Annotated in this window: 20 protein-coding genes; 16 read left to right on the top strand and 4 right to left on the bottom strand. The window is 67.4% G+C overall.

Annotated features, from left to right (window positions below; all coding sequences use genetic code 11):
- Nucleotides 1-5: 5 nt before the first annotated feature.
- Together ACSFA7_RS23545 and ACSFA7_RS23550 are read left to right on the top strand one after the other, a co-directional pair.
- Complete coding sequence (locus ACSFA7_RS23545) at nt 6-3,185, top strand: efflux RND transporter permease subunit (protein WP_435501586.1); 3,180 nt, start codon at nt 6-8, stop codon at nt 3,183-3,185.
- Nucleotides 3,185-4,624 (top strand): efflux transporter outer membrane subunit, encoded by a 1,440-nt coding sequence (locus tag ACSFA7_RS23550; protein WP_435501587.1) that lies wholly within the window; start codon nt 3,185-3,187, stop codon nt 4,622-4,624. Before ACSFA7_RS23545 ends, ACSFA7_RS23550 begins: the two co-directional genes overlap by 1 nt.
- Here ACSFA7_RS23550 and ACSFA7_RS23555 read toward each other — a convergent pair whose 3' ends face one another.
- Nucleotides 4,625-5,932: a hypothetical protein gene (locus ACSFA7_RS23555; protein WP_435501588.1), complete on the bottom strand. Its 1,308-nt coding sequence runs from the start codon at nt 5,930-5,932 to the stop codon at nt 4,625-4,627.
- Between the two features lie 9 nt (nt 5,933-5,941).
- Nucleotides 5,942-6,481 carry a hypothetical protein gene (locus ACSFA7_RS23560; RefSeq protein WP_435501589.1) on the bottom strand — a complete coding sequence of 180 codons (540 nt, stop codon included), beginning with the start codon at nt 6,479-6,481 and terminating at the stop codon, nt 5,942-5,944.
- 168 nt (nt 6,482-6,649) lie between these two features.
- On the opposite strand from ACSFA7_RS23560, the gene ACSFA7_RS23565 reads away from it, so the two are divergent.
- Genes ACSFA7_RS23565 through ACSFA7_RS23575 form a run of 3 tightly spaced genes read left to right on the top strand, consistent with a single transcriptional unit; the run spans nt 6,650 to nt 8,811 of the window.
- Nucleotides 6,650-7,225, top strand: a complete 576-nt coding sequence (locus tag ACSFA7_RS23565) for an RNA polymerase sigma factor (RefSeq protein WP_435501590.1) — start codon at nt 6,650-6,652, stop codon at nt 7,223-7,225.
- 22 nt (nt 7,226-7,247) lie between these two features.
- Entirely contained in the window at nt 7,248-8,006 is a 759-nt protein-coding gene (locus ACSFA7_RS23570) for an anti-sigma factor (protein ID WP_435501591.1), read from the top strand.
- A gap of 31 nt (nt 8,007-8,037) precedes the next feature.
- Nucleotides 8,038-8,811: an SGNH/GDSL hydrolase family protein gene (locus ACSFA7_RS23575; RefSeq protein WP_435501806.1), complete on the top strand. Its 774-nt coding sequence runs from the start codon at nt 8,038-8,040 to the stop codon at nt 8,809-8,811.
- A 6-nt stretch (nt 8,812-8,817) separates the two neighbouring features.
- On the opposite strand, the gene ACSFA7_RS23580 is transcribed toward ACSFA7_RS23575, so the two are convergent.
- Together ACSFA7_RS23580 and opgC are read right to left on the bottom strand one after the other, a co-directional pair.
- The gene (locus ACSFA7_RS23580; RefSeq protein WP_435501592.1) at nt 8,818-9,636 is read right to left on the bottom strand and encodes an SEL1-like repeat protein; all 819 of its coding nucleotides are present in this window, start codon (nt 9,634-9,636) and stop codon (nt 8,818-8,820) included.
- A 29-nt stretch (nt 9,637-9,665) separates the two neighbouring features.
- On the bottom strand, nt 9,666-10,808 hold the full coding sequence (gene opgC / locus ACSFA7_RS23585) for an OpgC domain-containing protein (protein WP_435501593.1): 1,143 nt from the start codon (nt 10,806-10,808) through the stop codon (nt 9,666-9,668).
- Between the two features lie 181 nt (nt 10,809-10,989).
- Between opgC and ACSFA7_RS23590 the strand changes: the two genes are divergently transcribed.
- The 11 genes from ACSFA7_RS23590 to ACSFA7_RS23640 all read left to right on the top strand — a co-directional run bounded on the left by ACSFA7_RS23590 (nt 10,990) and on the right by ACSFA7_RS23640 (nt 23,248).
- Nucleotides 10,990-17,004: an alpha-2-macroglobulin family protein gene (locus ACSFA7_RS23590; protein ID WP_435501594.1), complete on the top strand. Its 6,015-nt coding sequence runs from the start codon at nt 10,990-10,992 to the stop codon at nt 17,002-17,004.
- A gap of 10 nt (nt 17,005-17,014) precedes the next feature.
- Complete coding sequence (locus tag ACSFA7_RS23595; RefSeq protein ID WP_435501595.1) at nt 17,015-17,737, top strand: hypothetical protein; 723 nt, start codon at nt 17,015-17,017, stop codon at nt 17,735-17,737.
- A 46-nt stretch (nt 17,738-17,783) separates the two neighbouring features.
- Nucleotides 17,784-18,287, top strand: a complete 504-nt coding sequence (locus tag ACSFA7_RS23600; RefSeq protein ID WP_435501596.1) for a hypothetical protein — start codon at nt 17,784-17,786, stop codon at nt 18,285-18,287.
- Nucleotides 18,284-18,688 (top strand): VOC family protein, encoded by a 405-nt coding sequence (locus ACSFA7_RS23605; protein WP_435501597.1) that lies wholly within the window; start codon nt 18,284-18,286, stop codon nt 18,686-18,688. Before ACSFA7_RS23600 ends, ACSFA7_RS23605 begins: the two co-directional genes overlap by 4 nt.
- Nucleotides 18,689-18,739: 51 nt before the next feature.
- Nucleotides 18,740-19,174 (top strand): hypothetical protein, encoded by a 435-nt coding sequence (locus ACSFA7_RS23610; protein WP_435501598.1) that lies wholly within the window; start codon nt 18,740-18,742, stop codon nt 19,172-19,174.
- Between the two features lie 24 nt (nt 19,175-19,198).
- On the top strand, nt 19,199-19,543 hold the full coding sequence (locus ACSFA7_RS23615) for an NIPSNAP family protein (protein ID WP_435501599.1): 345 nt from the start codon (nt 19,199-19,201) through the stop codon (nt 19,541-19,543).
- A gap of 89 nt (nt 19,544-19,632) precedes the next feature.
- Entirely contained in the window at nt 19,633-19,998 is a 366-nt protein-coding gene (locus ACSFA7_RS23620) for a SnoaL-like domain-containing protein (protein ID WP_435501600.1), read from the top strand.
- Between the two features lie 33 nt (nt 19,999-20,031).
- On the top strand, nt 20,032-20,463 hold the full coding sequence (locus tag ACSFA7_RS23625) for a GNAT family N-acetyltransferase (protein WP_435501601.1): 432 nt from the start codon (nt 20,032-20,034) through the stop codon (nt 20,461-20,463).
- Nucleotides 20,464-20,578: 115 nt separating this feature from the next.
- Nucleotides 20,579-21,457: a class D beta-lactamase gene (gene blaOXA / locus ACSFA7_RS23630; protein ID WP_435501602.1), complete on the top strand. Its 879-nt coding sequence runs from the start codon at nt 20,579-20,581 to the stop codon at nt 21,455-21,457.
- 51 nt (nt 21,458-21,508) lie between these two features.
- The gene (locus ACSFA7_RS23635) at nt 21,509-22,426 is read left to right on the top strand and encodes a LysR family transcriptional regulator (protein WP_435501603.1); all 918 of its coding nucleotides are present in this window, start codon (nt 21,509-21,511) and stop codon (nt 22,424-22,426) included.
- Between the two features lie 144 nt (nt 22,427-22,570).
- Nucleotides 22,571-23,248, top strand: a complete 678-nt coding sequence (locus ACSFA7_RS23640) for a hypothetical protein (RefSeq protein ID WP_435501604.1) — start codon at nt 22,571-22,573, stop codon at nt 23,246-23,248.
- Nucleotides 23,249-23,255: the final 7 nt, after the last annotated feature.

Consider the following 23,255-nt stretch of genomic DNA (forward strand, 5'->3'; position numbering starts at 1 on the left):
CCGCCATGGCCCAGTTCTTCATCGACCGCCCCATCTTCGCGTGGGTGCTTTCCATCGTCATCATGCTCGCCGGGCTGATGGCCATCCGCACGCTGCCGCTGGAGCAGTACCCCGATATCGCGCCGCCGCGCGTGTCGATCAACGCCACCTACACCGGCGCCTCGGCCAAGACGGTCGAAGACTCGGTCACCCAGGTCATCGAGCAGCAGATGAAGGGGCTGGACAACCTGCTCTACATGCAGTCGACCAGCAACTCCTCAGGCGTGGCGCGCCTGTCGCTCACCTTCAACGCGGGCACCAACATCGACGTGGCCCAGATGCAGGTGCAGAACAAGCTGCAGCAGGCCATGTCGCGCCTGCCGCAGCAGGTGCAGAGCCGCGGCGTCACGGTCACCAAGGGCGGCAACGACTTCTTGCTGATCGTCTCGATGTACTCGGGCGACGGCAGCGCCTCCGCGGTGGACGTGGGCGACTACATCAGCAGCAACCTGGTCGACGTGATCAGCCGCATCGACGGCGTGGGCGAAGTGCAGACACTCGGCACCGGCTACGCGATGCGCCTCTGGCTCGACCCCGACAAGCTGCGCAAGTACGCGCTCATGCCCTCGGACGTGGGCAGCGCCATCACCGCGCAGAACGCGCAGGTCTCGGCCGGCCAACTGGGCGCGCTGCCGGCCGGGGCGCAGCAGCAGCTCAACGCCACCATCACCGCCCGCAGCAAGCTGCAGACCGTCGAGCAGTTCGAGAACGTGGTGCTGCGCGCCACGCCCGACGGCGCCGTAGTGCGCCTGCGCGACGTGGCGCGCGTGGAGCTGGGCGCCGAGAACCTCACGGTGCGCTCGCAGCTGGGCGGCCGCCCCGGCGCAGGCCTGGGCGTGGTGCTGGCCGACGGCGCCAACGCGGTGCAGGTGGCCGAGGCGGTAAAGGCCAAGGTGGCCGAGCTGCAGCCGCTCTTTCCGAACCAGCTGCAGACCTTCGTGAGCTACGACACCACGCCCTTCGTGAGCGCGTCGATCGACGAGGTGGTCAAGGCGCTGGCCGAAGCGATGCTGCTGGTCGTGCTGGTGATGTACATCTTCCTGCAGAACTTCCGCGCGACGCTGATCCCGGCCATCGCAGTGCCGGTGGTGCTCCTGGGCACCTTCGGCGTGCTCTCCATTGCGGGCTACTCGATCAACACGCTCACCATGTTCGGCATGGTGCTGGCCATCGGCCTGCTGGTGGACGATGCCATCGTGGTGGTCGAGAACGTCGAGCGCGTGATGCATGAAGAGGGCCTCTCGCCCAAGGAAGCCACGCGCAAGTCGATGGCCGAGATCACGCCCGCGCTGGTGGGCATTGCGCTGGTGCTGTCGGCGGTGTTCATCCCGATGGCCTTCTTCGGCGGCTCGACCGGCGTGATCTACCGGCAGTTCTCGATCACCATCGTCTCGGCGATGGCGCTGTCGGTTCTCGTGGCGCTCACGCTCACGCCGGCGCTGTGCGCGACGCTGCTCAAGCCTGTTGCCAAGGGCCAGCACGCGGTGCCGCGGAAGGGCATGCTGGGAGCAGTCGACCGTTTCTTCGCAGGCTTCAACCGCAACTTCGACAAGGGCGCCGACCGCTACCAGGGCATCGTGGGCGGCATCGTGCGGCGCGGCAAGCGCAGCCTCGTGGTGTACCTGCTGATCGCGGCCGCGATGGCGGTGCTGTTCATGCGCCTGCCCACCTCCTTCCTGCCCGACGAGGACCAGGCCTTCCTGCAGGTGCAGGTGACGCTGCCGCCGGGCGCTTCGGACGCGCGGCTGCAGCCGGTGGTCACGCAGATGCAGGACTACTTCACCAGGCAGCCCGAGGTGGTGAGCGTGAACGTCATCACCGGGCAGAACGGCGACCAGAGTTCGGCGCGCGCCTTCGTCAAGCTCAAGGACTGGGCCGAGCGCGAAGGCGACGGGCAATCGGCCGCCGCGCTCGCGCGCCGCGCCAACAAGGACCTGTCGACCATCCGCGATGCGCGCGTGTTCGTGCTGCTGCCGCCGGCGGTGCGCGGGCTGGGTGCCAACGCGGGCTTCAACTTCCACCTGAAGGACGTCAACGGCCTCGGCCACGACGCGCTGGTGAAGGCGCGCGACCAGGTCATCGAACTGCTCTCCAAGCGCTCCGACGCGGTCGTGAACGTGCGCAGCAACAACCTGGACGACACGCCGCAGTTCGCGGTGGACATCGACGACGCCCGCGCCGGCGCGGCGAGCCTGGCCACCGCCGACATCGACAGCACGCTCTCGAGCGCGATGGGCGGCACCTACATCAACGACTTCCTGGACAACGGCCGCGTCAAGCGCGTGTACATGCAGGGCGACACCGCCTTTCGCATGCTGCCCGCCGACATCGACCGCTGGAGCGTGCGCAACAGCCTGGGGCAGATGGTGTCGTTCCCGGCGTTCTCGAGTTCGCGCTGGACGTATGGCTCGCCGCAGCTTCAGCGCTACAACGGCAGCCCGAGCTACGAGTTCGTGGGCGATGCCGCACCGGGCGTGAGTTCGGGTGACGCCATGGCCGCGGTGGACGAAGTGATGAAGCAGATGCCGCCCGGCATCGGCTACGAATGGACCGGCGCGTCGTTCCAGGAACGGCTCTCGGGCGCGCAGGCGCCGGTGCTCTACGCGATCTCGATCCTGTTCGTGTTCCTGTGCCTGGCGGCGCTCTACGAGAGCTGGTCGGTGCCGTTCTCGGTGATCCTGGTGGTGCCACTGGGCATCGTGGGGGCGCTGCTGTTCACCAGCTTCCGGGGCCTGAGCAACGACGTGTACTTCCAGGTCGGCCTGCTGACGACGGTGGGGCTCTCGTCGAAGAACGCGATCCTGATCGTGGAGTTCGCCAAGCAGTTGCAGGAGCAGGGCAAGGGCGTGATCGAGGCGACGCTGGAAGCGGTGCGCCTGCGGCTGCGCCCGATCCTGATGACCTCGCTGGCCTTCGGCTTCGGCGTGCTGCCGCTGGCCATCGGCACCGGCGCGGGCGCGGGTGGCCGCCAGTCGATCGGCACCGCGGTGCTGGGCGGCATGGTGGTGGGCACCGCGCTCGGCATCTTCTTCGTGCCGTTGTTCTTCGCGCTGATCCGCGGGTGGCTGGAGGGCAGGCGCAAGCCGGCCAAGGCCGAATCGACGGACGCATTGCCTGCGTCCACGGTGGAACAGGGAGGCCACTGATGCGACGCACATCCCTTTCCCGCTTTCCGCTGCGCACGCTGGCCTGCGCGGCCATGGCTTCGGTGGTGCTCTCGGGCTGCATCAGCCTCGCGCCAGCGTATGAAACGCCGGCCTCGCCCGTACCGCAGGCCTTGCCTTCGGGCGGCGTCGCCACGGCCACGCCGCTCGACGTCAACTGGCGCGATTTCTTCGTCGACAAGCAGCTGCAGGGCGTGATCGAACTCGCGCTCGCCAACAACCGCGACCTGCGCGTGGCGGCGCTCAACATCGAGCGCGCACGCGCCCAGTACGGCATTGCGCGCGCGGGCCTGTTCCCGACCATCGAGGCCGGCGCGGGCGGCAGCCGCTCGCGCACGCCGGGCAGCCTCTCGACCAGCGGCGAGGCACGCATCTCTTCGCAGTACAGCGCCGACCTCGGCATGACGGCCTACGAGCTCGACCTGTTCGGCCGCGTGCGCAACCTCGGCGAATCGGCGTTGCAGAGCTACTTCCAGACCGAGGAAACCCGGCGCAGCACGCAGATCAGCCTGGTGGCTTCCGTGGCCACGGCCTGGCTGCAGCTGGCCGCGGACGAGCAGCGCCTGGCGCTCGCGCGCAGCACGCTCGAGAGCCAACGCAAGTCCTATGACCTGATCCAGCGCAGCCATGCGCTGGGTTCGCAATCGGGCCTGGCGCTCGCGCAGTCGCAGAGCACGGTGGATGCCGCGCGGGCGGACGCCGCCGCGTTCGACAGTCTGGTGGAACAGGACCGCAACGCACTCGCCCTGCTGGTAGGCACCACGCCACCGGCAGAGCTGCTGCCGACCACGGCGACGGCCGAAGCCGCGCAACTGCTCGTGCCCCCGGCAGGCCTCTCGTCGAACGTGCTGCAGCAGCGCCCCGACGTGCGCGCCGCCGAGCACGCCCTGCGCGCAAGCAACGCCGACATCGGCGCGGCGCGCGCGGCCTTCTTTCCGCGCATCGCGCTCACGGCTTCGGCGGGTACGGCGAGCAGCACGCTCTCGGGCCTGTTCACGAGCGGCAGCAAGGCGTGGAGCTTTGCGCCATCGATCAGCGTGCCGATCTTCGACGGCGGTGCGAACCGCTCGAACCTGAAAGTGGCCGAGGCGCAGCAGAAGATCCAGCTCGCGACCTACGAGAAGACGGTGCAGACCGCCTTCCGCGAAGTGGCCGATGCGCTGGCCGAGCGCCGCACGCTGGCCGAACGGCTCGATGCGCAGCGCTCGCTGTTGGGTGCGACCTCGCGCAGCTTCGAGCTGTCGCAGTCGCTCTTCAGGAGCGGCGCGAGCAGCTTCCTCGATGTGCTGGACGCGCAGCGCGCCCACTACGCGGCGCAGCAGACGCTGATCGGCCTGCAGCTCACCGAGCAGACCAACCGGCTCACGATCTACAGGACGCTGGGTGGCGGCTGGAGCGAAGGCGCGGACGGGAACGGCTGACTAGGCTGCTGCGGCCGGCCGCAGCAGCCAGCGCACTTCCTGCGTCTGCTCGCTGTCGGGGTAGCGCGACTCCATCGTGGTGAGGATGGGCTGCGCCATGTCGGCGCGTCCCAGGCCCTGCACAAGCGCGCGCGCCGCGAGTTCATAAGCTTGCGGAATCGCCTCGTGCCCACGGAAGCGCCGGTCGAACCCCGACAGCAGCGCCAGCGTGGCGTGCGCATCGCCGTTGCGCCATTCGGCGCGCGCCATCGCGATCACCATGACAGCGTCGTCGAGCGAGAAGGCCTTGTCCTTTTCGCGGCAGGCCTTGAAGACCTTGAGTGCTTCGGACGACAGATCGCGCCGCATCAGCAGCGGAATGAAGCGCTTGGCCTGGTCGAGCATCGTGCTCTGCTTGTCCGGCATCATCGACAGTACCCGGTAATAGCGGCGCTGCGCGGCCAGGTCGTCGATGGGGGCGGTGCGCTGCGCCTCGTAGGCGGTGCCCAGCGCCGCGGGCAGGTCGCCTTCGGTGATGAACTGCGCCACCTCGGCATCGATGCGCTGCGCGGCGATCTGCGCGGGCGTGCGGCGGTCCACCGGCATGCCATCGCCCACGCCGCCGCCGGGCACCACGTCGATGCCGAAGGCGTCGTGGTGCTGGTACATCACGTAGCCCAGCAGGCTCGCCATGACCCAGCCGAAGTAGATGAACGCGAAGTTGACGATCGGCAGGATGATGCGGCCGTCGAACATCGGCACCACCATCGAAATGGCGATCTGCGCACCCGTGCTCAGCATGAACAGGAACAGGCACAGCAGCGCATAGGGCCAGCCGACGGTGCGGATCGCATCCCACACATGCCCGGGGTTCATCGCCTGGAAGAAGCTGCCCGACTGCACCAGCACCAGCACCGCGGCCGGGAAGCTGAACGACATGACGAACAGCGCGACGGTGCCCAGCACCGGCTCGTACCACGCGAGCCAGCCGATCAGGAAACCCTGCACCAGCGAGATGGCGAAGAGCTTCCACGGCAGGTAGGTCCACTCGTCGCTCGATTCGCGCGCGAAGTCGGCCGACTGCCAGATGCCGCGCGCACCGAGCGCGGTGATCTTGAAGCCGTAGCGGCTGGCCGCCAGCATGATGCCGATCTCGATGACGATGAACGCCAGCGCGTCGGGCAGGAAGAACACCGCCTCGAAAAGCAGGCTGCAGAACGACAGCACGAGGCCATAGGCCAGCGGCCGCAACTGGAGCGGAAAGGCGAAGAAGCTGTTGAGGCGGTGCCAGAACGGCGGCGGGGGTGGCAGTGAATCCTGGACGATCATGGCCGACCCTTATTTGCGGAAGAAGTCGCTCTGGCTCATGGCGCCGCGGCCGCCCACGCGCACCACGGTGGCCTCGTCGGCATGCACGAGGCGCACCTGGCCCAGCTCGCGCTCCAGGCGCTGGGTGAAGCTGGTCTTGAACTGGAGGATCGACTCGCCCATCTTGAGCACGCTGGTGCCCTGGACGGTGGCGCTCTTGCGGTCTGGCGCAAGCTCGACGCTGTCGATGTGGTAGTCGTACTCGATGGCGAGGATGCTGCCGACCTGGTCGCTGATCCCGCGCAGCTTCTCGAAGGTCCGGTGCTGGGCCTCGCAGGCCTCGTCACGGTTGTGCGTGGTCTCCACCGTCTTGCCCATCATCGTGGTCTTGCTCTCGATGACGGCCTTGCGGCTGAGCTGCTTGCACAGCTTGTCGGCGTCGTTGGCGGAAATGGCGCGCGCTTCCTTGTAGTAGTAGTCGCGCACCATCGGCTCGTCGAGCTTGCGGCCGCCGACAAAGAAGTACCACGCGCCCACGCAGAGCACGATGACGATCGCAATTTGCTTCATTCCGCCTCCCGCGCATGCGCGGCCCCGCTCCGATTTTGCGGGGCAGTATACGTTAACGAATGTTTCCAAAACCGGGGTTGGCTGGGGTTCTGGAGGTCTGTTGTTTGAATCCGGCGACCCGGCGGGGCCGTACCTTGTCCATGCCCAGCGATGCCCGACAATCCGCCGATGACAGCACCCAGCCCCGACGCCGAACTGATGGCGCTGATCGATCGGATCGGCCATCGCGACGAAGCCGCCCTGCGCCAGCTCTACGACCGCACTGCGCCCAAGCTCATGGGCCTGGCGATGCGCGTGGTCCGGCAGCGCGAGTGGGCCGAGGATGTGCTGCAAGAGGCTTTTCTGACGGTCTGGCGCGTGGCCGGCGACTACCGCGCCACGCTGAGCCCGCCGCTCGCCTGGCTGGGCCTGATCGTGCGCAGCCGTGCGCTCGACCTCTTGCGCCGCCGCACCGCCGACCGCGCCCAGCTCACGCAGGAGTTCGACGAGCTGATGGCCGACACCCTCGAATCGGATGCGCCCAACCCCGCCGACACGGCCGATGCGAGCGAACAGGCCTGGGCGCTGCACCAGTGCCTTCGCCAGCTCGAAGGCAAGCAGCGCGAAGTGGTCAGCCTGGCCTACCTGCGCGAGATGAGCCACGGCGAACTGGCCGAGCAGCTCAAGCTGCCGCTGGGCACGGTCAAGACCTGGATCCGGCGCGGCCTGGAAAAACTGCGCGTCTGCATGGGACGCTTTGCGTGACGGTGAAGAAAGCAGCCCCCTCATGAACCTCACCGCCCACCCCGAACTGCTCGAACTGCTGGCCGCGAGCCATGCGCTCGGCACCCTGCGCGGCGGCGCCCGCCGCCGTTTCGAAGCCCTGGCGCGCGAACAGGCGCCGGTGCGCGCCGCGGCGCTGGTCTGGCAGAGCCGGCTCGCGAGCATGACCGAGCTGCAGAGCCCGATCGTTCCCGACGCCGCCGTCTGGACCCGCATCCGCAACATCATCGATGCCGAGAAGGCGCAGCACGCCATCGAGCGGCAGCGCGACGATGCCAATGCCCGGGACGCCGCCAAGCCGCAAGGCGGATGGCTCAGCAGCCTGGCGCTCTGGCGCGGCGCCACGGCCGCCGGCGCGCTGGCCACCGTGCTGGCGGTGGTGGTGGGCCTGAACCTGCGCGACCAATTGATCAACGCGCCGGCCGTGCAGTACGTGGCCGTGCTGTCCGACGACCAGGCCGCCGCCTCGCTGCTGGTGACCTTCGATCCGAAGAAGAAGCAGCTGGTGCTGCAGCGCGTGGGCAGCTACAGCGAAGGCACCGACAAGTCGCTGCAGCTCTGGGCCCTGCCGCCCGGCGGCGCGCCGCGTTCGCTCGGCGTGCTCGACAACGCACCGGCCCTGCGGCTGGCTGCGTCAGAATCCGATGTGCACCAGGTGCCGACCCTGGCCGTTACCCTGGAAGCCAAGGGCGGCGTGCCACCGGGCAGCGCTCCGAAGGGTCCCGTCGTGTTCAAGGGCGCCCTGATCGAAAAAACAATCTGATTTGCTTTCTTCCGTCTTTCCGATGCCTTCGATGAAATCCGCGCTGGCCGCGGCCGCGCTGCTGATGGCGGCGCTTGCCTCCCACGCCCAGACCGCCTCGGCCGCCTTCCCCTACGAGGCGGACGGCGCCACCGCCGCGGACGCCACCTCCGACTACCTCGCCGCCAAGGCCCGCTGGCACAACGAGCTCGCGGCCTTCGCACGCGCCGACCAGGAGCGCCTGCCGCCCCCGGGCGGCGTGGTGTTCGTGGGCAGCTCCACCGTGCGCATGTGGACCCGCCTTGCGCAGGACTTTGCCCGCGTGCCCGGCGGCGTCGTCAACCGCGGCTTCGGCGGCTCGACGCTGGCCGACTGCAGCCTGTTCGCCCGCGAACTGGTGGTGCGCTACAAGCCGCGGCAGGTGGTGGTGTATGCCGGCGACAACGACCTGGCCGAGGGCCGCACGCCGCTGCAGGTGCTCGACAGCTTCGCGCGCTTTGCCAACGCGGTGCGCGCCGAGCTCCCGGATGCGCGCATCAGCTTCATCTCGGTCAAGCCCAGCCCGTCGCGCGAGCAGCTGATGCCGCAGATCCGCGAGACCAACCACGTGATCTCGGCCTACCTCAACCTGCTGCCCAACAGCGAGTTCATCGACATCTACACGCCGATGCTCGGCGCCGACGGCCGGCCGCGGATGGAGTTGTTCCGCGGGGACAGGCTGCACATGACGGATGCGGGCTACCGGCTGTGGCACTCGGTGATTGCGTCGCACCTGCCAGGTGCCGACGTACCGGTCACGGGAACGCCCGCCTCCAGCCTGCCTTGAACGCCATCAGGGCGGCGGCAGGAGATCCTGGTATTCGGGGAGCGTGAGCAGCTCCAGGTCCGGAAATTTTTGCGCCGCTTCCCGGATGTTCTTCAGCGTCTGAACCATGCGTGCGCGCACTTCCCTGCGCACCTCGACCTGCTCGGCAGCGGGCAAGCTACCCAGGTAGTAGGTGCCCGGCACGCAGCCGCGCAGGAAGTTTGCTGCTTTCGATTCAGCTTCCCGCAGAAGCACCGCGTGCCTCTGCGCCACCGTCTGCGCAAAGTCCACGCTCGGTGACGCCTTGCGCGCCTCGTACAGCCTGAACGTCATGTGGCCACCGGTATCGAACGAGGCCGGGTGACAGGAAATCCAGGAAAGGAACATGCGATCGGCCACCGACTTCCGGTCCCGGCCGTCAAGGCCGATGCGCCCGCCCAGCTGTTTCGCCGCATCTGCGATGCCATGCTCGGCCGCGAGCCAGCGCCAACGAAGGCTCTCGCTTCTGTCGGAACCTCGCTCGAGATGGATTGCGAGGGCTTCATAGGCGGGGGGATAGCCTTGCGCCGCCGCGAAGCGGAAGTCTTCCATCGCGCGCGCACGGACAGTCGCATCGACCTTCGAACTCAGCATGAGCGCATGACCGCGATAGACACGCCCGAACGGTGTGCCACTGTCGCCAAGCGCGATTTCGCACGCGCCCTGATCGGCGGTGCCGTAACAGGCCAGGCGTTGCTGCACTTCCTGCTGAACCGCGTCCGACAGGGCTGACTGCGCCATTCCACCCCAAGCCAGTACCCACGCGGCCAGCACATATCTGGAGAAAGCAGAATCGATCATCGTCATCACGCCCCCGAAAAAAGTTACCGCGATGGCTAGACCCGCACCGGCTCGGTCGGCACGTCATCCGCCGGCGGCGGCACATCGGCACCGCGCGTGAACCGCGCCACGAAGTACATCCCCGCGTACACCGCGAGCAGCAGCAGCCCGTCGCCCCACCAGGGCCGCGCGGTCTGGCTGTCGCCGTAGAAGGCCAGCACCAGCAGCACCGCCACCAAGTGCGCGCAGAACACCGGGAGCGACGCCGAACCCATCGCCTCCAGCCAATGCAGCCGCGGAATCCTGCGCATCAGCCAGGGCCCGAAGCGCACCGCCAGGATGCCCAACGCCACGAGGTTCACGAGCCGCAGCGGGCCGAGTTGCCACTTGTCGAACAGCAGGTTCAGCTCCACGTCGCCGCCGAACGGCGCCTGGCCATTGATGCCTGTGTGGCGCCAGTAGACCCCGTAGAGCGCGATGCCGGCCGCCAGCACCAGCAGCCACCACGGAAAGCGCAGCGGCCGCGCCTGCGGTCCGTTGCGGGTGGCGCCGATGCACAGGCCCGCGAACCAGAGGAACTGCCAGGCGTAGGTGTTGAAAGCACCCATCTCGTGGAACGGCACCGGAATGTGCAGGTAGTGCACGGCGAGGCCGTAGATCCATTCGCTGATGCCGAATTGCGCCGCCGCCCACACGGCCACGCTCGCAACCATCACCAGCGTCCAGCCGTGGCGCATGGCGAAGGCCAGCACCCACGGGCTCATGAGCATGAAGAAGATGTACATCGGCAGGATGTCGAGCAGCGCCGGCTCGTAGATGAGCAGCAGGCCGAAGAAGAAACCGTCGCGCGGCTCCGCCAGGTAGTACGACACCAGGTTCTTCACCGCCGGCTGGTCGATGTGCAGCCCAAGCGCCGCAATCACGGTGAACAGGAACAAAAGGATCGCCGCCTGGCACAGGTAGACCTTGACCACGCGCCGCCAGAACGCGACGCGCATCGACTCGACCCCACGGACATGGCCGATGCGGCTGTAGACCAGCCCCGCCACGAAGGCCGAGAGCAGCACGAAGCCCTCGGCGGCCGAGACGAACCCGAAAGGCTGGCCCAGCGGATCGGTCAGCCGCGTGGGAAGGTGGGTGACGGTCATCAGCACGAGCATCAGCCCGCGCAAGGCGTCTATTTCCCAGTAGCGTTTCATCGGTCGGCGGCGAGGTCTTGGTGGCGGTCTGCGCGGCGCACGCACGACGGGATGGATTGTAAGAAGGCTGATGTAAACCGCGCCTGACCAGGGCCCGGCCGCGAACGACATATGACGGTTGGCACTGCCGTACTGACGCGCAAATCGGCTACGCTGCGCGCTGCCCCAAGGAGGAGATTCCGTGACCCGTTTCGTTCCCTCGTTGCTCCTGGCCGCAGGTACCCTGCTGGCCGGTCCGAGCCTTGCACTCCAGATCACCAGCCTGACCCCGCAAGGCGAAGTGGCCCGCGTGCGCCAGATCGTCGCCAAGTTCGACCAGGCCGCCGTCAACTTCGGCGACCCCAAGGCGCCCGCCCCGCTCTCGGTGAGCTGCTCCGATGCACAGGCCGGCAAGGGCACCGGCCGCTGGACCGACGCCAAGGCCTGGGTCTACGACTTCGAGAACGACCTGCCACCCGGCGTGCGCTGCACCGTCACCCGCATTCCCACCTTCAAGCCCAGCGCGGGCGGCGAGCTGACCGGCCCGGAGCGCTACCAATTCAATAGCGGCGGCCCGTTCGTGCGCAGCTACATGCCGGGCACCTATTCCCGCATCGACGAGCAGCAGATGTTCGTGCTGGAGCTCAACGGCGCGGCCACGCTGGAGAGCGTGCGCCAGAACGTCTGGTGCGCGGCCGACGGGGTGGGCGAGCGCATTCCCGTCAAGCTGCTCGACGGCGAGCAGCGCGCGGGCGTGCTCAAGGCCTTCAACCGCGACAAGGCGGCCGAGAAGGAGCCGCTGCGCTTCATCACGATGCAGTGCAACCGCACGCTGACGCCGGGCGCCAAGGTGCAGGTCGTCTACGGCAAGGGCGTGGCCACGCCGTCGGGCGTTGCCAACAACGTCGAGCGCCGGCTCGATTACCAGGTGCGCGAACCCTTCGCGGTGTCCTTCAGCTGCGAGCGCGAGAACGCACAGGCCGCCTGCCTGCCGCTGCGCCCGATGGAGCTGCGCTTCAACGCGCCGGTGTCGCGCCACCTGGCTTCCCAGATCAAGCTGGACACCGCCAAGGAAATGTTCAGCCCCGAGATCGACGGCAACCTGGCCAATCCGGACACGGTGATCGAGTCCGTCACGTTCAAGCCGCCTTTTGCCGAGCAGACGGAGTTCTCCATCAGGCTGCCGGCGGACTTCCAGGACGCCTCGGGCCGGCCGCTGGCGTCGCCCGGCAACTTTCCGATGAAGGTGGCGACCGGCGCGATGCCGCCGCTCGCCAAGTTCGCCGCCTCGCCCTTCGGCGTGGTCGAGCGTCTCGCCGAGCCCGGCACCCCGGCCATGATGCCGGTGACCGTGCGCCGCGTGGAGCCGCAGCTGATGGTGCAGGCGCTCACGCCCGGCAAGGTCAGCGACATGAACCCGAAGACCGACGCGGAAATCATCGCGTGGTTCCGCAAGGTGCGGCGCTACGACAGCTACACCGTCTCGCGCGAACAGGCACGCAAGGACGTCAAGGGTCCGCTGCCCCCCGTCATCGACAAGGACAACCGCACCAGCCTGCAGACCCGCATGCTGTCGCTGCTGGCGGGCCAGCCGGGCGTGAAGGCGCTCGACATGCCGAAATCCGACGCGGGCGATCCGCGCCCCTTCGAAGTCATCGGCATTCCGCTGACGCCCGGCTTCCATGTGCTGGAAATCGCCTCGCAGAAACTGGGCGAAACCCTGCTCGACGAGCGCTACCCCGACGGCCGCACGATGTACGTGCGCACCACCGCGCTGGCCACCAACCTGGCCGTGCACTTCAAGCTGGGCCGCGAGAACTCGATGGCCTGGGTCACCACGCTGGACAAGGGCAAGGTCGTCGCGGGCGCCGAAGTGCGCGTCTCCAGCTGCGACGGCAAGGCCGTGGCCACCGGCACCACCGACGCCAACGGCATCGTCACGCTGCAGGGCGTGTCGCCGCAGGCACCCAGCTGCAACGGCCCGAACGAATACGACAGCGGCGCCTGGTTCGTGAGCGCCCGCGCCAAGGACGACAAGGGCGTGGAAGACCTCGCCTTCACTTTCAGCGACTGGCAGCGCGGCATCGAGCCCTGGCGCTTCAACGTACCCACCAACCTGCAGCCCGAGCCCGACCGCATCGCCCACACCATCTTCGACCGCACGCTCCTGCGCGCCGGCGAAACGGTGTCGATGAAGAGCCTGATCCGCACGCAGACCAGCAAGGGCTTCGGCCTGCCGGAGAGCCGGCCCGACACGCTCGTCGTCACCCACACCGGCAGCGGCCAGCGCTTCACGCAGCCGCTCACCTGGCGCAAGACAGCCACCGGCGGCCTGAGCGCGGAGAACAGCTTTGCCATTCCGCCCGCCGCCAAGCTCGGCGTGTACGAGGTGATGCTGCGCAGCGGCGGCGGCAAGGACGCCAACGGCGACGGTGAAGATGGCGACGAAGGCGGCGGCAGCCGCAGCTTCAGCACCGGCACGTTCCGCGTCGAGGAATTCCGCCTGCCCGTGCTCGAAGGCCGCATCGCGCCCACCGAGAAGAAACCGCTGGTGGCCGCAACGAGCGTGCCGACCGACGTGCAGATCAACTACGTGGCCGGCGGCGGCGCCGCCAACCTGCCGGTGCGGGTGTCGGCGATGGTGCGCGGCAAAGCCTTAAGCTTTTCCGACTACGACGCCTTCAGCTTCAACCCGCCGCGCGCCGACCAGGGCGACGGCACACAGGCAGCCGCCGCAGCCGATACCGCGGGCGCCGACGAAGACATCAACAGCGCCAGCGACACCCGCGTCATCGCCGACAAGCTGCCGCTCACCCTGAACAAGGATGGCGCCGGCAAGGTCACGATCGACAAGGTGCCGAAGGTGAAGTCCGCGCGCGAGCTGCTGCTCGAAGCCACCTACGCCGACCCGAACGGCGAGGTGCAGACCATCCGCAGCACGCAGACGCTGTGGCCCGCATCGGTCATCGCCGGCATCAAGACCGAAGGCTGGGTCTCCACCAGCCAGAAGCTCAAGTTCCAGGCGCTCGCGCTCGACCTCACGGGCAAGCCCCAGGCCGGCGTGACGCTCAACGTGCGCGCCGTGGCGCGCATCACCACCACCAGCCGCAAGCGCATGGTGGGCGGCTTCTACACCTACGACAACAAGACCGAGACCAAGGACATCGGCACCGTCTGCAGCGGCAAGAGCGATGCGCGCGGGCTGCTGCTGTGCGAATCGGAGCTGAAGGAAGCCGGCGAAGTCGAACTCGTGGCGAGCGCCACCGACAGCGACGGCCGCGACAGCAAGGCCGTGAGCTCCGTCTACGTGACCAAGCAGGGCGAACTCTGGTTCGGCGGCGAGGACAACGACCGCATCGACGTGCTGCCCGAGAAGAAGAGCTACCAACCCGGCGAGGTCGCCAAGTTCCAGGTGCGCAGCCCCTTCCGCTTCGCGACCGCGCTGGTCTCGGTGGAACGCGAAGGCATCATCGAAACCCATGTCGTGCAGCTCGACGGCAAGGACCCGACGGTCACCCTGCAGGTCAAGCCCGAATGGGGGCCGAACGCGTACATCAGCGTGCTCGCGCTGCGCGGCCGTTTGCGCGAAGTGCCGTGGTACAGCTTCTTCACCTGGGGCTTCAAGGCCCCGCGCGAGTGGTGGACCGCCTTCTGGTACGAAGGCAAGGAATACGTCGCGCCCACCGCGATGGTCGACCTGAGCAAACCCGCCTATCGCCTGGGCATGGCCGAGATCCGTGTCGGCACGCGCGCCCACCAACTGGACGTGACAGTCACCAGCGACAAGCCCAGCTACCCGATCCGCAGCAAGGCGCAGGTCACCATCACCGCCAAGCTGCCCGACGGCAAGCCGGCCGCCGGCGCCGAAGTGGCGCTGGCCGCGGTCGACCAGGCGCTGCTGGAGCTGATGCCCAACGACAGCTGGAACCTGCTGAACGCGATGCTGCAACGCCGCAGCTGGGGCGTGAGCACCTCCACCGCGCAGATGGAAATCGTCGGCCGGCGCCACTACGGCCGCAAGGCCGTGCCCGCGGGCGGCGGCGGCGGCAAGGGCCAGACGCGCGAACTGCTCGACACCCTGCTCGTGTGGAACCCGAAGGTGGTGCTCGACGCCAACGGCCAGGCCGTGGTGACGGTGCCGCTGAACGACGCGCTCACCACCTTCAAGATCGTGGCGGTGGCCGATTCGGGCACGAGCCTCTTCGGCACCGGCCAGGCGAGCATCCAGGCCACGCAGGACCTGCAGATCATCAGCGGCCTGCCGCCGCTGGTGCGCGAGGACGACCAGTTCCGCGCCCAGATCACGCTGCGCAACACCACGCAGAAGCCGATGAAGGTCGAGGCCACGCCGCGCGCCACCCTGCTCACGCTGGAGACGCAGACCGTGGACATCCCGGCCGGCGAAGCGCGTGAAGTCGCATGGACCGTGACCGCGCCCGCGCAGCTCGCGCAGACGCGTGCCGAAGCCATCCTGTGGGAGATCGAGGCGAAAGACACCCTCGGCGGCGCGCGCGACGCGCTCAAGGTGCGCCAGCGCATCGTGCCTGCGGTGCCGCTCACGGTGCAGCAGGCCACGCTGGTGCAGATCGACGGTCCGTTCACGCTCGACGTGGCGCCGCCCGCCGACGCCCTCCCCGGCCGCGGCGGCCTCAAGCTCTCTCTGCAGCCCAAGCTCGCCGAAGGCCTGCCGGGCGTGCGGGACTGGTTCGCGAACTACCCCTTCATCTGCCTCGAACAGAAGGCCAGCAAGTCTGTGGGCCTGCGCGACGCGAAGATGTGGCAGGGCGTGCTGGCGACGTTGCCGACATACCTCGACGGCGACGGCCTGGCCAACTACTTCCCGCCGCGCGACGGCGAAGCCAACCGCGGCAGCGACATCCTCACCTCGTACCTGCTCGCAGCGACGAACGAGGCCGCGCAGCTCAACCCCGCCTTCGCGCTCGCCGACGACGTGCGCGCGCCGATGGAGTCGGGCTTGATCGCGTTTGTCGAAGGCCGCATCACGCGCGAGTTCTGGAGCCCGCGCAAGGACCTGGACGTGCGCAAGCTCGCCGCGCTCGAAGCGCTCTCGCGCTACGGCAAGGCCAAGGGAAGCATGCTGGGCAGCATCACCATCGCGCCGGACCAGTGGCCCACCAGCGCGGTGATCGACTGGCTCAATATCCTGAAGCGCGTGAACGACGTGCCGCAGCGCCAGCAGCGCCTGGACGAGGCCAACAACGTGCTGAAGGCGCGACTGTCGTACCAGGGCACCAAGCTCATCTTCAGCACCGAGCAGGACGACTACTGGTGGTGGCTCATGACCAACGGCGACGTCAACACCGCCCGCCTGCTGCTCAGCGTGATGGACGACCCGAGCTGGAAGGACGACATCGGCAAGCTCGCCAACGGCTTCATCGGCCGCCAGCAGAACGGCGCCTGGCACACCACCACCGCCAACCTGTGGGGCGGGCTTGCGCTGGAGAAATTCAGCAAGGTGTTCGAGAGCACGCCGGTGGCAGGCGTCACGGCCGCCACGCTCGGCGCGGTGAAGGCGCAGGTCGACTGGAGCAAGGTCGAGCGCGTAAAGACCACCGACGCCGCCGGTGCACCGAACCAGACCACGATGTTCGGCGCGCCCGCATCGCCGGGCAACCTGAAGAACAACACGATGTTCCTGCCGTGGGCTGCATCGCCTTCGGGCGCGCCGGTGCGCGACACCCTGCTGGTGACCCAGCAAGGCACCGGCAAGCCGTGGCTCACGCTGCAATCGCTTGCCGCCGTGCAGCTGAAGGCACCGTTCGCGGCCGGCTATGCGATCAAGAAGACCATCACCCCGGTCGAGCAGGCCACAGCCGGCAAATACACCCGCGGCGACGTGCTGCGCGTGACGCTGGAAGTGAACGCCAGCGCCGACATGACCTGGGTGGTGATCAGCGACCCGATTCCTGGCGGCGCGACCATCCTCGGCGGCGGCCTCGGCCGCGACTCGCAGATCGCCACGCAGGGCGAGAAGAAGTCCGGCGCCGGCTGGGCCGCTTTCGAGGAACGCAGCTTCGAGGCCTTCCGCAGCTACTACGAGTACCTGCCCAAGGGCGTAGTGAAGATGGAATACACGGTGCGCCTGAACAACGTCGGCGACTTCGCGCTGCCGCCCAGCCGCGTCGAGGCGATGTATGCACCCGAGATGTTCGGCGAGACGCCGAATGCGCGGGTGAAGGTGGAGGCGGCGAAGTAACGACGCAACGGTGAAGGTCGGCCGTCATGCCGCCTTCACCGGCTCTCGCCACCATCGCAGCGAATCCGCCAACAAACTGGAGAACCCCATGGGCCTGGCCGTTTCCGTCGGCATCCTCGCCGACCTGATCGAAAACGATCCCGAGAGCGTCGAGCAGTTCGATGAAGACTTTGCGGTCGTGAACCGCAAGCTCGCCGAGGCGGGCCTGCCGCCGCACGTGGAGCCCCGCGTGTTGCCGCCGCTCGATTCGCGCGCACCGATCGACGGCCTGCCCTACTCGTTCATCCACTACCTGCGCCGCGCCTATGCGCATCGCGTGACGACGCCCGGATGGATAGCAACGCCCCTGCCGGAGGACACCGATCCCACGGAAGACGAGACGCTCGAAGACGTGGCCAGCACCTTCGAGAGCCACCTGCTCTGCCATTCGGACGCGGAAGGCTTCTATGTACCGGTCGACTTCGAGGAGGTGATCTTTGCCGAAGAAGACGAGACCGACCTGCCCGGCGGCATGCTCGGCTCGTCGTACCGGCTGCTCGAGGAGCTGGTGCTGGTCGCGCCCGCCCTGGGCATCGCGCTCACGGACGGCCAGCTGTCGGACGAGGAAGCTGCGCGGCTGAGCGACGGCATGGGCGACGACGAAGGCCTCTACCGGGAAATCGAATCGTGGCTGCTGCTCTATGAAGCGGCTCGCTTGAGCATTGCGCACAAGACGGCGATTGTTTTCACCTGATCGGAATCGCCGTTTCGAGTCGCAGGCTGCGCACCGAATTTCCCGCATGAGCATGTCGCCCGCATTGATCCGGCACCTTGTCGAGGCGGAGGTGTGCCGCATCCGCGATGCGCGTGTCCAGGCGCACATCCGAAGCCTCCTCGTGGAGCCGGTGGCGATCATGCGTCATTGGGACTACGGATTACCGGATGAAGCGTATCTGTGCTGGGCTGTGCTGGACCACGCGACATCGAACACCGGCATCGCGTACTGCGAATCCGGCTTCGGACCTCGAACCCCGTGGGGGCTTGTCGCTCTCTCGGGCGCGCAGATGTCCATCGGCATGGACTCCGAGTGGTTGCCTTCGTTTGTCGAGGCCTATTTCGGATCTCATGCCTCCACCGGTCTTCCAATTTGGCGGGTTTTCAGACAAGCCGGAGAAGAGACTTACCCTGGTACCGCGCTGACCCCGGAGTCAGACTGGGCCTCCACCTGGGAGGAGATCTATCGGTTGCGCGCCGCCGATCCAGCCACTCGCTACCACTGCGACCACAGCGTGATCTATCGATGACCCAGCCTTTCGTGCCACGCCACCTCGCCACTATCACCCTCCTCGTCCACGACTACGACGAAGCCATCCGCTTCTTCACCGAGGCGCTGCGCTTCGACCTCCTCGAAGACACGCCGCGCGGCCCGGGCAAGCGCTGGGTGGTGGTCGCGCCTTCGCGCAACGCGGGTGCCACGCTGCTGCTCGCCAAGGCCGCGAACGACGAACAGCAGGCGGCGGTCGGCAACCAGGCCGGTGGCCGCGTCTTCCTGTTCCTGCACACGCGGGACTTCGCCGCCGACCACGCACACATGAAGGCGCACGGCGTCCGCTTTCTCGAAGAACCAAGGCACGAGCCGCATGGCACGGTGGCGGTCTTCCAGGACCTCTGCGGGAACAGGTGGGACCTCCTCCAACCCGCGTGATCATTCAAAAGAATTACCTTGCTCTCAGTAGTTTTTGCAAACTGGCTCGAAATGGCCAAGGATCAGGTCATCACAGTGGACCCGGGAGACATTCGCGCAGAAGCGATCGACAACATGTGGTGTTTTTCACCACGCGATGACGAAATGAACGCGATATCGGAGCCAGGGCTCGTAGAACTGCTGGAGCGCCTGATCGAGGCTCGGCGGCAATGGCTGCTCCACCATCGGTCATCGCCCATGACCTTTTATTGCTGGCATGACCCCGCAGCGCGTCAACTTCGTTTGAGCCTTGTTTCTTCATCGCATGGACGGTTGCCATTCGAATGCGCTCTGGACACAAGTCACAGCCTGCAGAGCATTGCAAGACAAGTCGTTGCAGCAGACTGGTTGAACGACATGTACTTCTCCACTGAAAACCTCGGCGGCAAGGATGCGGCTGAAGAATTCGCGTATATCTGCAATGTTTCAGTCGTCCAGCTGCCATAGCAATTTCGGCAGGGCAAGTCCACCATGAACCGCCTCATCGAAATCCGCACCTACCGCCTGAAGCCCGGCACGCTCGACGCGTTCCACGCCGCCATGCACGAACGCGCCGTGCCGATGCTGCGCAGCAAGGGCATGGACGTGGTGACCTACGGGAAATCGGACCACGAGGAAGCCAGCTACCACCTCGTTCGCGCCTATGACAGCCGCGAGGCGCTGGAGACCGAACAGGCCGCGTTCTACGGTTCTTCGGAGTGGCGCGACGGCCCGCGCGGCGCGCTGGTGGACCGCATCGAGACCTATCTCAACACCCTCCTCTGGCTGTCGCCCGAAGGCGTCAACAGCATGCGCGCCCTCAACGGCACGCCCTGAAACACGCCGAGGTAGCGCGCGACACGGGTGCGGGCCTACACTCCCGCCTCGGTCATCACCTCACCCTGCGTTCGTACATAGGAGAACCCATGAACACCCTGGAAATCGCCAACAAGCTCGTGGCGTTGTGCAAGGAAGGGAAATTCGACGAGGCCCAGGTGCTGTACGCACCCGAAGCCGTGAGCGTCGAGGCCGGCGGCCCTCCCGGCCAGTCGCGCGAAGCGGTCGGCCTTGCGGCCATCAAGGCAAAGGGCGAGTGGTGGGTGGAGAACCACGAGGTGCATTCCATGCAGGTCGCCGGCCCGTGGCCCCTCGACGACCGCTTCATCGTCGGCTTCAAGTTCGACGTGACTATGAAGCCCACCAAGCAACGCTTCACGATGGAAGAAATGGCGCTCTACACCGTCAAGGACGGCAAGATCGTGCGGGAAGAGTTCTTCTACTCGATGGGCTGAATAAGAAAGATGGACGGCAGGAGCGCGGCTGCGATGTCTCTCGAATGGCGCCACACGCTCGAAGCGCTCGACTGGAACGAGCTGTCCCGCCTCTACGAGATCGCCCCGCTCGGCACCAAGAAGCCGGCCGACCTGCAGGTCGTGTTCTCGAACAGTCTCTTCAAATGCCTCGTCTATGAAGATGGCCGGCTGGTCGGCGCGGGCCGCGCAGTGGCCGACGGCTTGGACTGCTCCTACATCTGCGACGTGGCGGTGCATCCGGACTGCCAGGGTATCGGCCTCGGCAAGGCGATCGTCGCGAAGCTCGTGGAGTTCTCGCGCGGGCACCGCAAGATCATCCTGTACGCGGTGGCGGGCAAGGAGCCCTTCTACAAGAAGCTGGGCTTCAAGCGCATGCGCACCGCGATGGCGATCTTCGGCAACGAGCAGCAGGCGCGCGAGCGCGGGCTGATCGACGACAGCTGAACCATCCAATGGCGTGACAGCCGTTACGCCCGTGACGAAGCGCAGGGCCGCCTGCGTTGTGAATGACCGACCTGCACCAGATGATCGGCAGGTTCCATCACACGCAGCACACGACATGCCCCTGCTTCCCCCGCCTTTCACGACCCGCACGCCCCGTGCCGACGCCCGTGCCCGCCGCACCTTTCTCGCCCAGAGCGGCTGCGGCCTGCTCGCCGCACTCGGCGCCGCGCGCTTTGCCGACGCGGCCACGCCTGTCGCGCACGTCGAGGAACGCCCCGACCTCGCCACCCACTTCAAGGACGTCGACGTGCGCGGAACCTGGGTGGTGCTCGACAGCGCCACTGCGAAGCTCACCGTGGTCGACCGCCGGCGCGCCCAGAAGCGCTACAGCCCCGCATCGACCTTCAAGATTCCCAACAGCCTGATCGCGCTGGAGACCGGTGCGGTGAAGGACATCGACGAAATCCTCCCCTACGGCGGCGGCACCTACAAGCGCAAGGAATGGGAGCGCGACATGAACCTGCGCGACGCGATCCGCGTCTCGCACCTGCCGATCTACCGCGAAGTGGCGCGCCGCATCGGCCTCGCGCGCATGAACGAGTGGATCGCGAAGCTGCACTACGGCAACGAGACGCTGGGCACCGAGGTCGACCAGTTCTGGGTCAACAACAAGCTGCAGATCTCCGCCGCCGAGCAGGTGCGCTTCCTGATGCGGCTCGCGCAGCGCAGCCTGCCGATGTCGATGCGCACGCAGGACATGGTCCACGAGATCACGCTGCTGGAGAAGACGCCCACGCAGGCCCTGCACGGCAAGACCGGCTGGTACGAAACGCCCAGCTTCTCGCTCGGCTGGTGGGTCGGCTGGGTCGCGCAGGCGAACGGCAGCGTGCAGAGCTTTGCGCTGAACATCGACATGCACGGCGAGGCCGACGTGGCCAAGCGCATCCCGCTCGGGCGCAAGCTGCTCGCGCAGATGAACCTGCTTCCAGCCTAGGGACACCCATCGCCGGGCGCGTTGCGGGCAAAATGCCCCGCAGGTGCCCTCATGAATACAAGATTTGTCGAAGCCTTCCTCTGGGCCGCGCGGCTGGGCAGCTTTCGCGCGGCAAGCGACCGGCTCCACATCACGCAGGCGGCCGTGTCCAACCGCGTGGCTTCGCTGGAAGAAGACATCGGTGCGCGCCTCTTCGAGCGCGACGCGCGCGAGCTGCGGCTCACGCCGGTGGGCGTGCGGCTCATGGACTACGGCGAGCGGCTGCTCGAGCTGCGCCGCGAGATCGTCTCGCTCGGCCGCCCGCGCGGCGACATCCTCGGGCTGGTGCGCATCGGCGCCATCGAAACCGTCGTGCACACCTGGCTGCTGGGCTTTCTGACCAACCTGCGCTCCACCTACCCGGGCATCGAGGTGCAGCTCACCTCCGAAACCACGCTCGCGCTGCACCGGGGCCTGCGCGAAGGGGCGCTGGACATCGCGCTGCAGACCGACCACATCGCCGGCGCAGGCATCGTGAGCACGCCGTGCCTGCCGATGCCGATGGGCTGGGTCGGCCCGGTCGGCGCCGAGGGCACACAGACCGTCGAGCAGTTGCTGCGCCAGCCCGTGCTCACCATGAGCCCCGGCTCGCAGCCGCACGAGGCGCTCAAGAACCTGTTTCGCGCAGCCGGCATTCCGCTGGGCAAGGTGCACTGCGTGAGCTCGATCTCGGCGCTCGCGCGCCTGGTGAAGGCGGGCTTCGGCAATGCGCTGGTGCCGCTGCCGCCCTGCTACGAATACGTGGCCATCGGCGACGTGCGGATCATCGAGTGCGATGCGCTCATCTCGCCGCAGCGCATCGTGGTGAGCCATCTGGAAGCGGCCGACTCCGACGCCATCCGGCTCGTGGCCGAACTGGCCTGCCGGGCCTCGGACCAGTTCACGACCTCGGCAATCGCACCAACCTGGAGCGCAGCTTCAGAGGGTTAACCCTCAAATTGGCGCATTCCGGCCCCGAAAAGGGGCCAGTAATTCTTGTGGCTGTCGCCCAAAAAAACTCGTTTGTGACAGTCCGACCCCGCGACGGAAGATCGCGCCTTCATTTTTCGAAGGCCCGCCTCCTCTTCCGCCGCCATGAACACACCTGACTCTTCCTCCCCCGCAGCGATCGCGAACGGCATGCTCTTCGTCGCCTCCGACGTGGAGCCGGCCGACGAGGCCGACTTCAACCGCTGGTACGACAGGGAGCATGTGGAAGAGCGCGTGCGCATCCCCGGTTTTCTGTCGGGCGCACGCTATTTCTCGCTCGAAGGCGGGCGCAAGTACCTGGGGCTGTACCGCACCGAATCGCTGGCCGTGTTCGGCTCGCCGGGCTACCGCGCCGCGTTCGAGAAGCAGACGCCGTGGTCTATTGCCAACCTCGACCGCATGCGCCAGCCGATCCGCCGTGTGTGCGCCGTGCGGGCGGTGACGGGCTTCGGCAGCGGCAGCCATGCGGTCGTGCTGCCGCTTGCAGTCACCGGCGACGTGGAAGCGCTGGTCGCACACGCCGCCGCAGCCGGCCGCCAGCTCGCCGGGCAGGCAGGCTTCGTGCAGTCGTACCTGCTCGCACCCGACACCACGCTCAGCACGCCGCTGCCGCGCGAATCCACCGAAGGCCGCGTGCTGCAGCCGATGCTGGTGATCGAAGCCAGCAGCGCCGATGCCGCGCGCGCCGCACGCACCGCCGCAGCCGCCGCGCTCGATGCCGACCCGGCCACCGGCTGGCTGCTCGCACTCGGCTGGAAGCTGAGCGCGGCCGAGCTGAACTGATCACGCC

Source organism: Variovorax trehalosi (assembly GCF_051216415.1).
Classification (GTDB): Bacteria; Pseudomonadota; Gammaproteobacteria; order Burkholderiales; family Burkholderiaceae_C; genus Variovorax.

Excerpts from the sequence above, each read along its gene's own strand:
- ACSFA7_RS23560 (WP_435501589.1), bottom strand. The coding sequence starts at position 6,481 with ATGAAGCAAATTGCGATCGTCATCGTGCTCTGCGTGGGCGCGTGGTAC.
- ACSFA7_RS23550 (WP_435501587.1), top strand. The coding sequence starts at position 3,185 with ATGCGACGCACATCCCTTTCCCGCTTTCCGCTGCGCACGCTGGCCTGC.
- blaOXA (WP_435501602.1), top strand. The coding sequence starts at position 20,579 with ATGCCCCTGCTTCCCCCGCCTTTCACGACCCGCACGCCCCGTGCCGAC.
- ACSFA7_RS23600 (WP_435501596.1), top strand. The coding sequence starts at position 17,784 with ATGAGCATGTCGCCCGCATTGATCCGGCACCTTGTCGAGGCGGAGGTG.
- ACSFA7_RS23565 (WP_435501590.1), top strand. The coding sequence starts at position 6,650 with ATGACAGCACCCAGCCCCGACGCCGAACTGATGGCGCTGATCGATCGG.
- ACSFA7_RS23635 (WP_435501603.1), top strand. The coding sequence starts at position 21,509 with ATGAATACAAGATTTGTCGAAGCCTTCCTCTGGGCCGCGCGGCTGGGC.
- ACSFA7_RS23625 (WP_435501601.1), top strand. The coding sequence starts at position 20,032 with ATGTCTCTCGAATGGCGCCACACGCTCGAAGCGCTCGACTGGAACGAG.
- opgC (WP_435501593.1), bottom strand. The coding sequence starts at position 10,808 with ATGAAACGCTACTGGGAAATAGACGCCTTGCGCGGGCTGATGCTCGTG.
- ACSFA7_RS23575 (WP_435501806.1), top strand. The coding sequence starts at position 8,038 with ATGAAATCCGCGCTGGCCGCGGCCGCGCTGCTGATGGCGGCGCTTGCC.
- ACSFA7_RS23580 (WP_435501592.1), bottom strand. The coding sequence starts at position 9,636 with ATGACGATGATCGATTCTGCTTTCTCCAGATATGTGCTGGCCGCGTGG.
- ACSFA7_RS23570 (WP_435501591.1), top strand. The coding sequence starts at position 7,248 with ATGAACCTCACCGCCCACCCCGAACTGCTCGAACTGCTGGCCGCGAGC.
- ACSFA7_RS23615 (WP_435501599.1), top strand. The coding sequence starts at position 19,199 with ATGAACCGCCTCATCGAAATCCGCACCTACCGCCTGAAGCCCGGCACG.
- ACSFA7_RS23545 (WP_435501586.1), top strand. The coding sequence starts at position 6 with ATGGCCCAGTTCTTCATCGACCGCCCCATCTTCGCGTGGGTGCTTTCC.
- ACSFA7_RS23555 (WP_435501588.1), bottom strand. The coding sequence starts at position 5,932 with ATGATCGTCCAGGATTCACTGCCACCCCCGCCGCCGTTCTGGCACCGC.
- ACSFA7_RS23605 (WP_435501597.1), top strand. The coding sequence starts at position 18,284 with ATGACCCAGCCTTTCGTGCCACGCCACCTCGCCACTATCACCCTCCTC.
- ACSFA7_RS23640 (WP_435501604.1), top strand. The coding sequence starts at position 22,571 with ATGAACACACCTGACTCTTCCTCCCCCGCAGCGATCGCGAACGGCATG.
- ACSFA7_RS23620 (WP_435501600.1), top strand. The coding sequence starts at position 19,633 with ATGAACACCCTGGAAATCGCCAACAAGCTCGTGGCGTTGTGCAAGGAA.
- ACSFA7_RS23610 (WP_435501598.1), top strand. The coding sequence starts at position 18,740 with ATGGCCAAGGATCAGGTCATCACAGTGGACCCGGGAGACATTCGCGCA.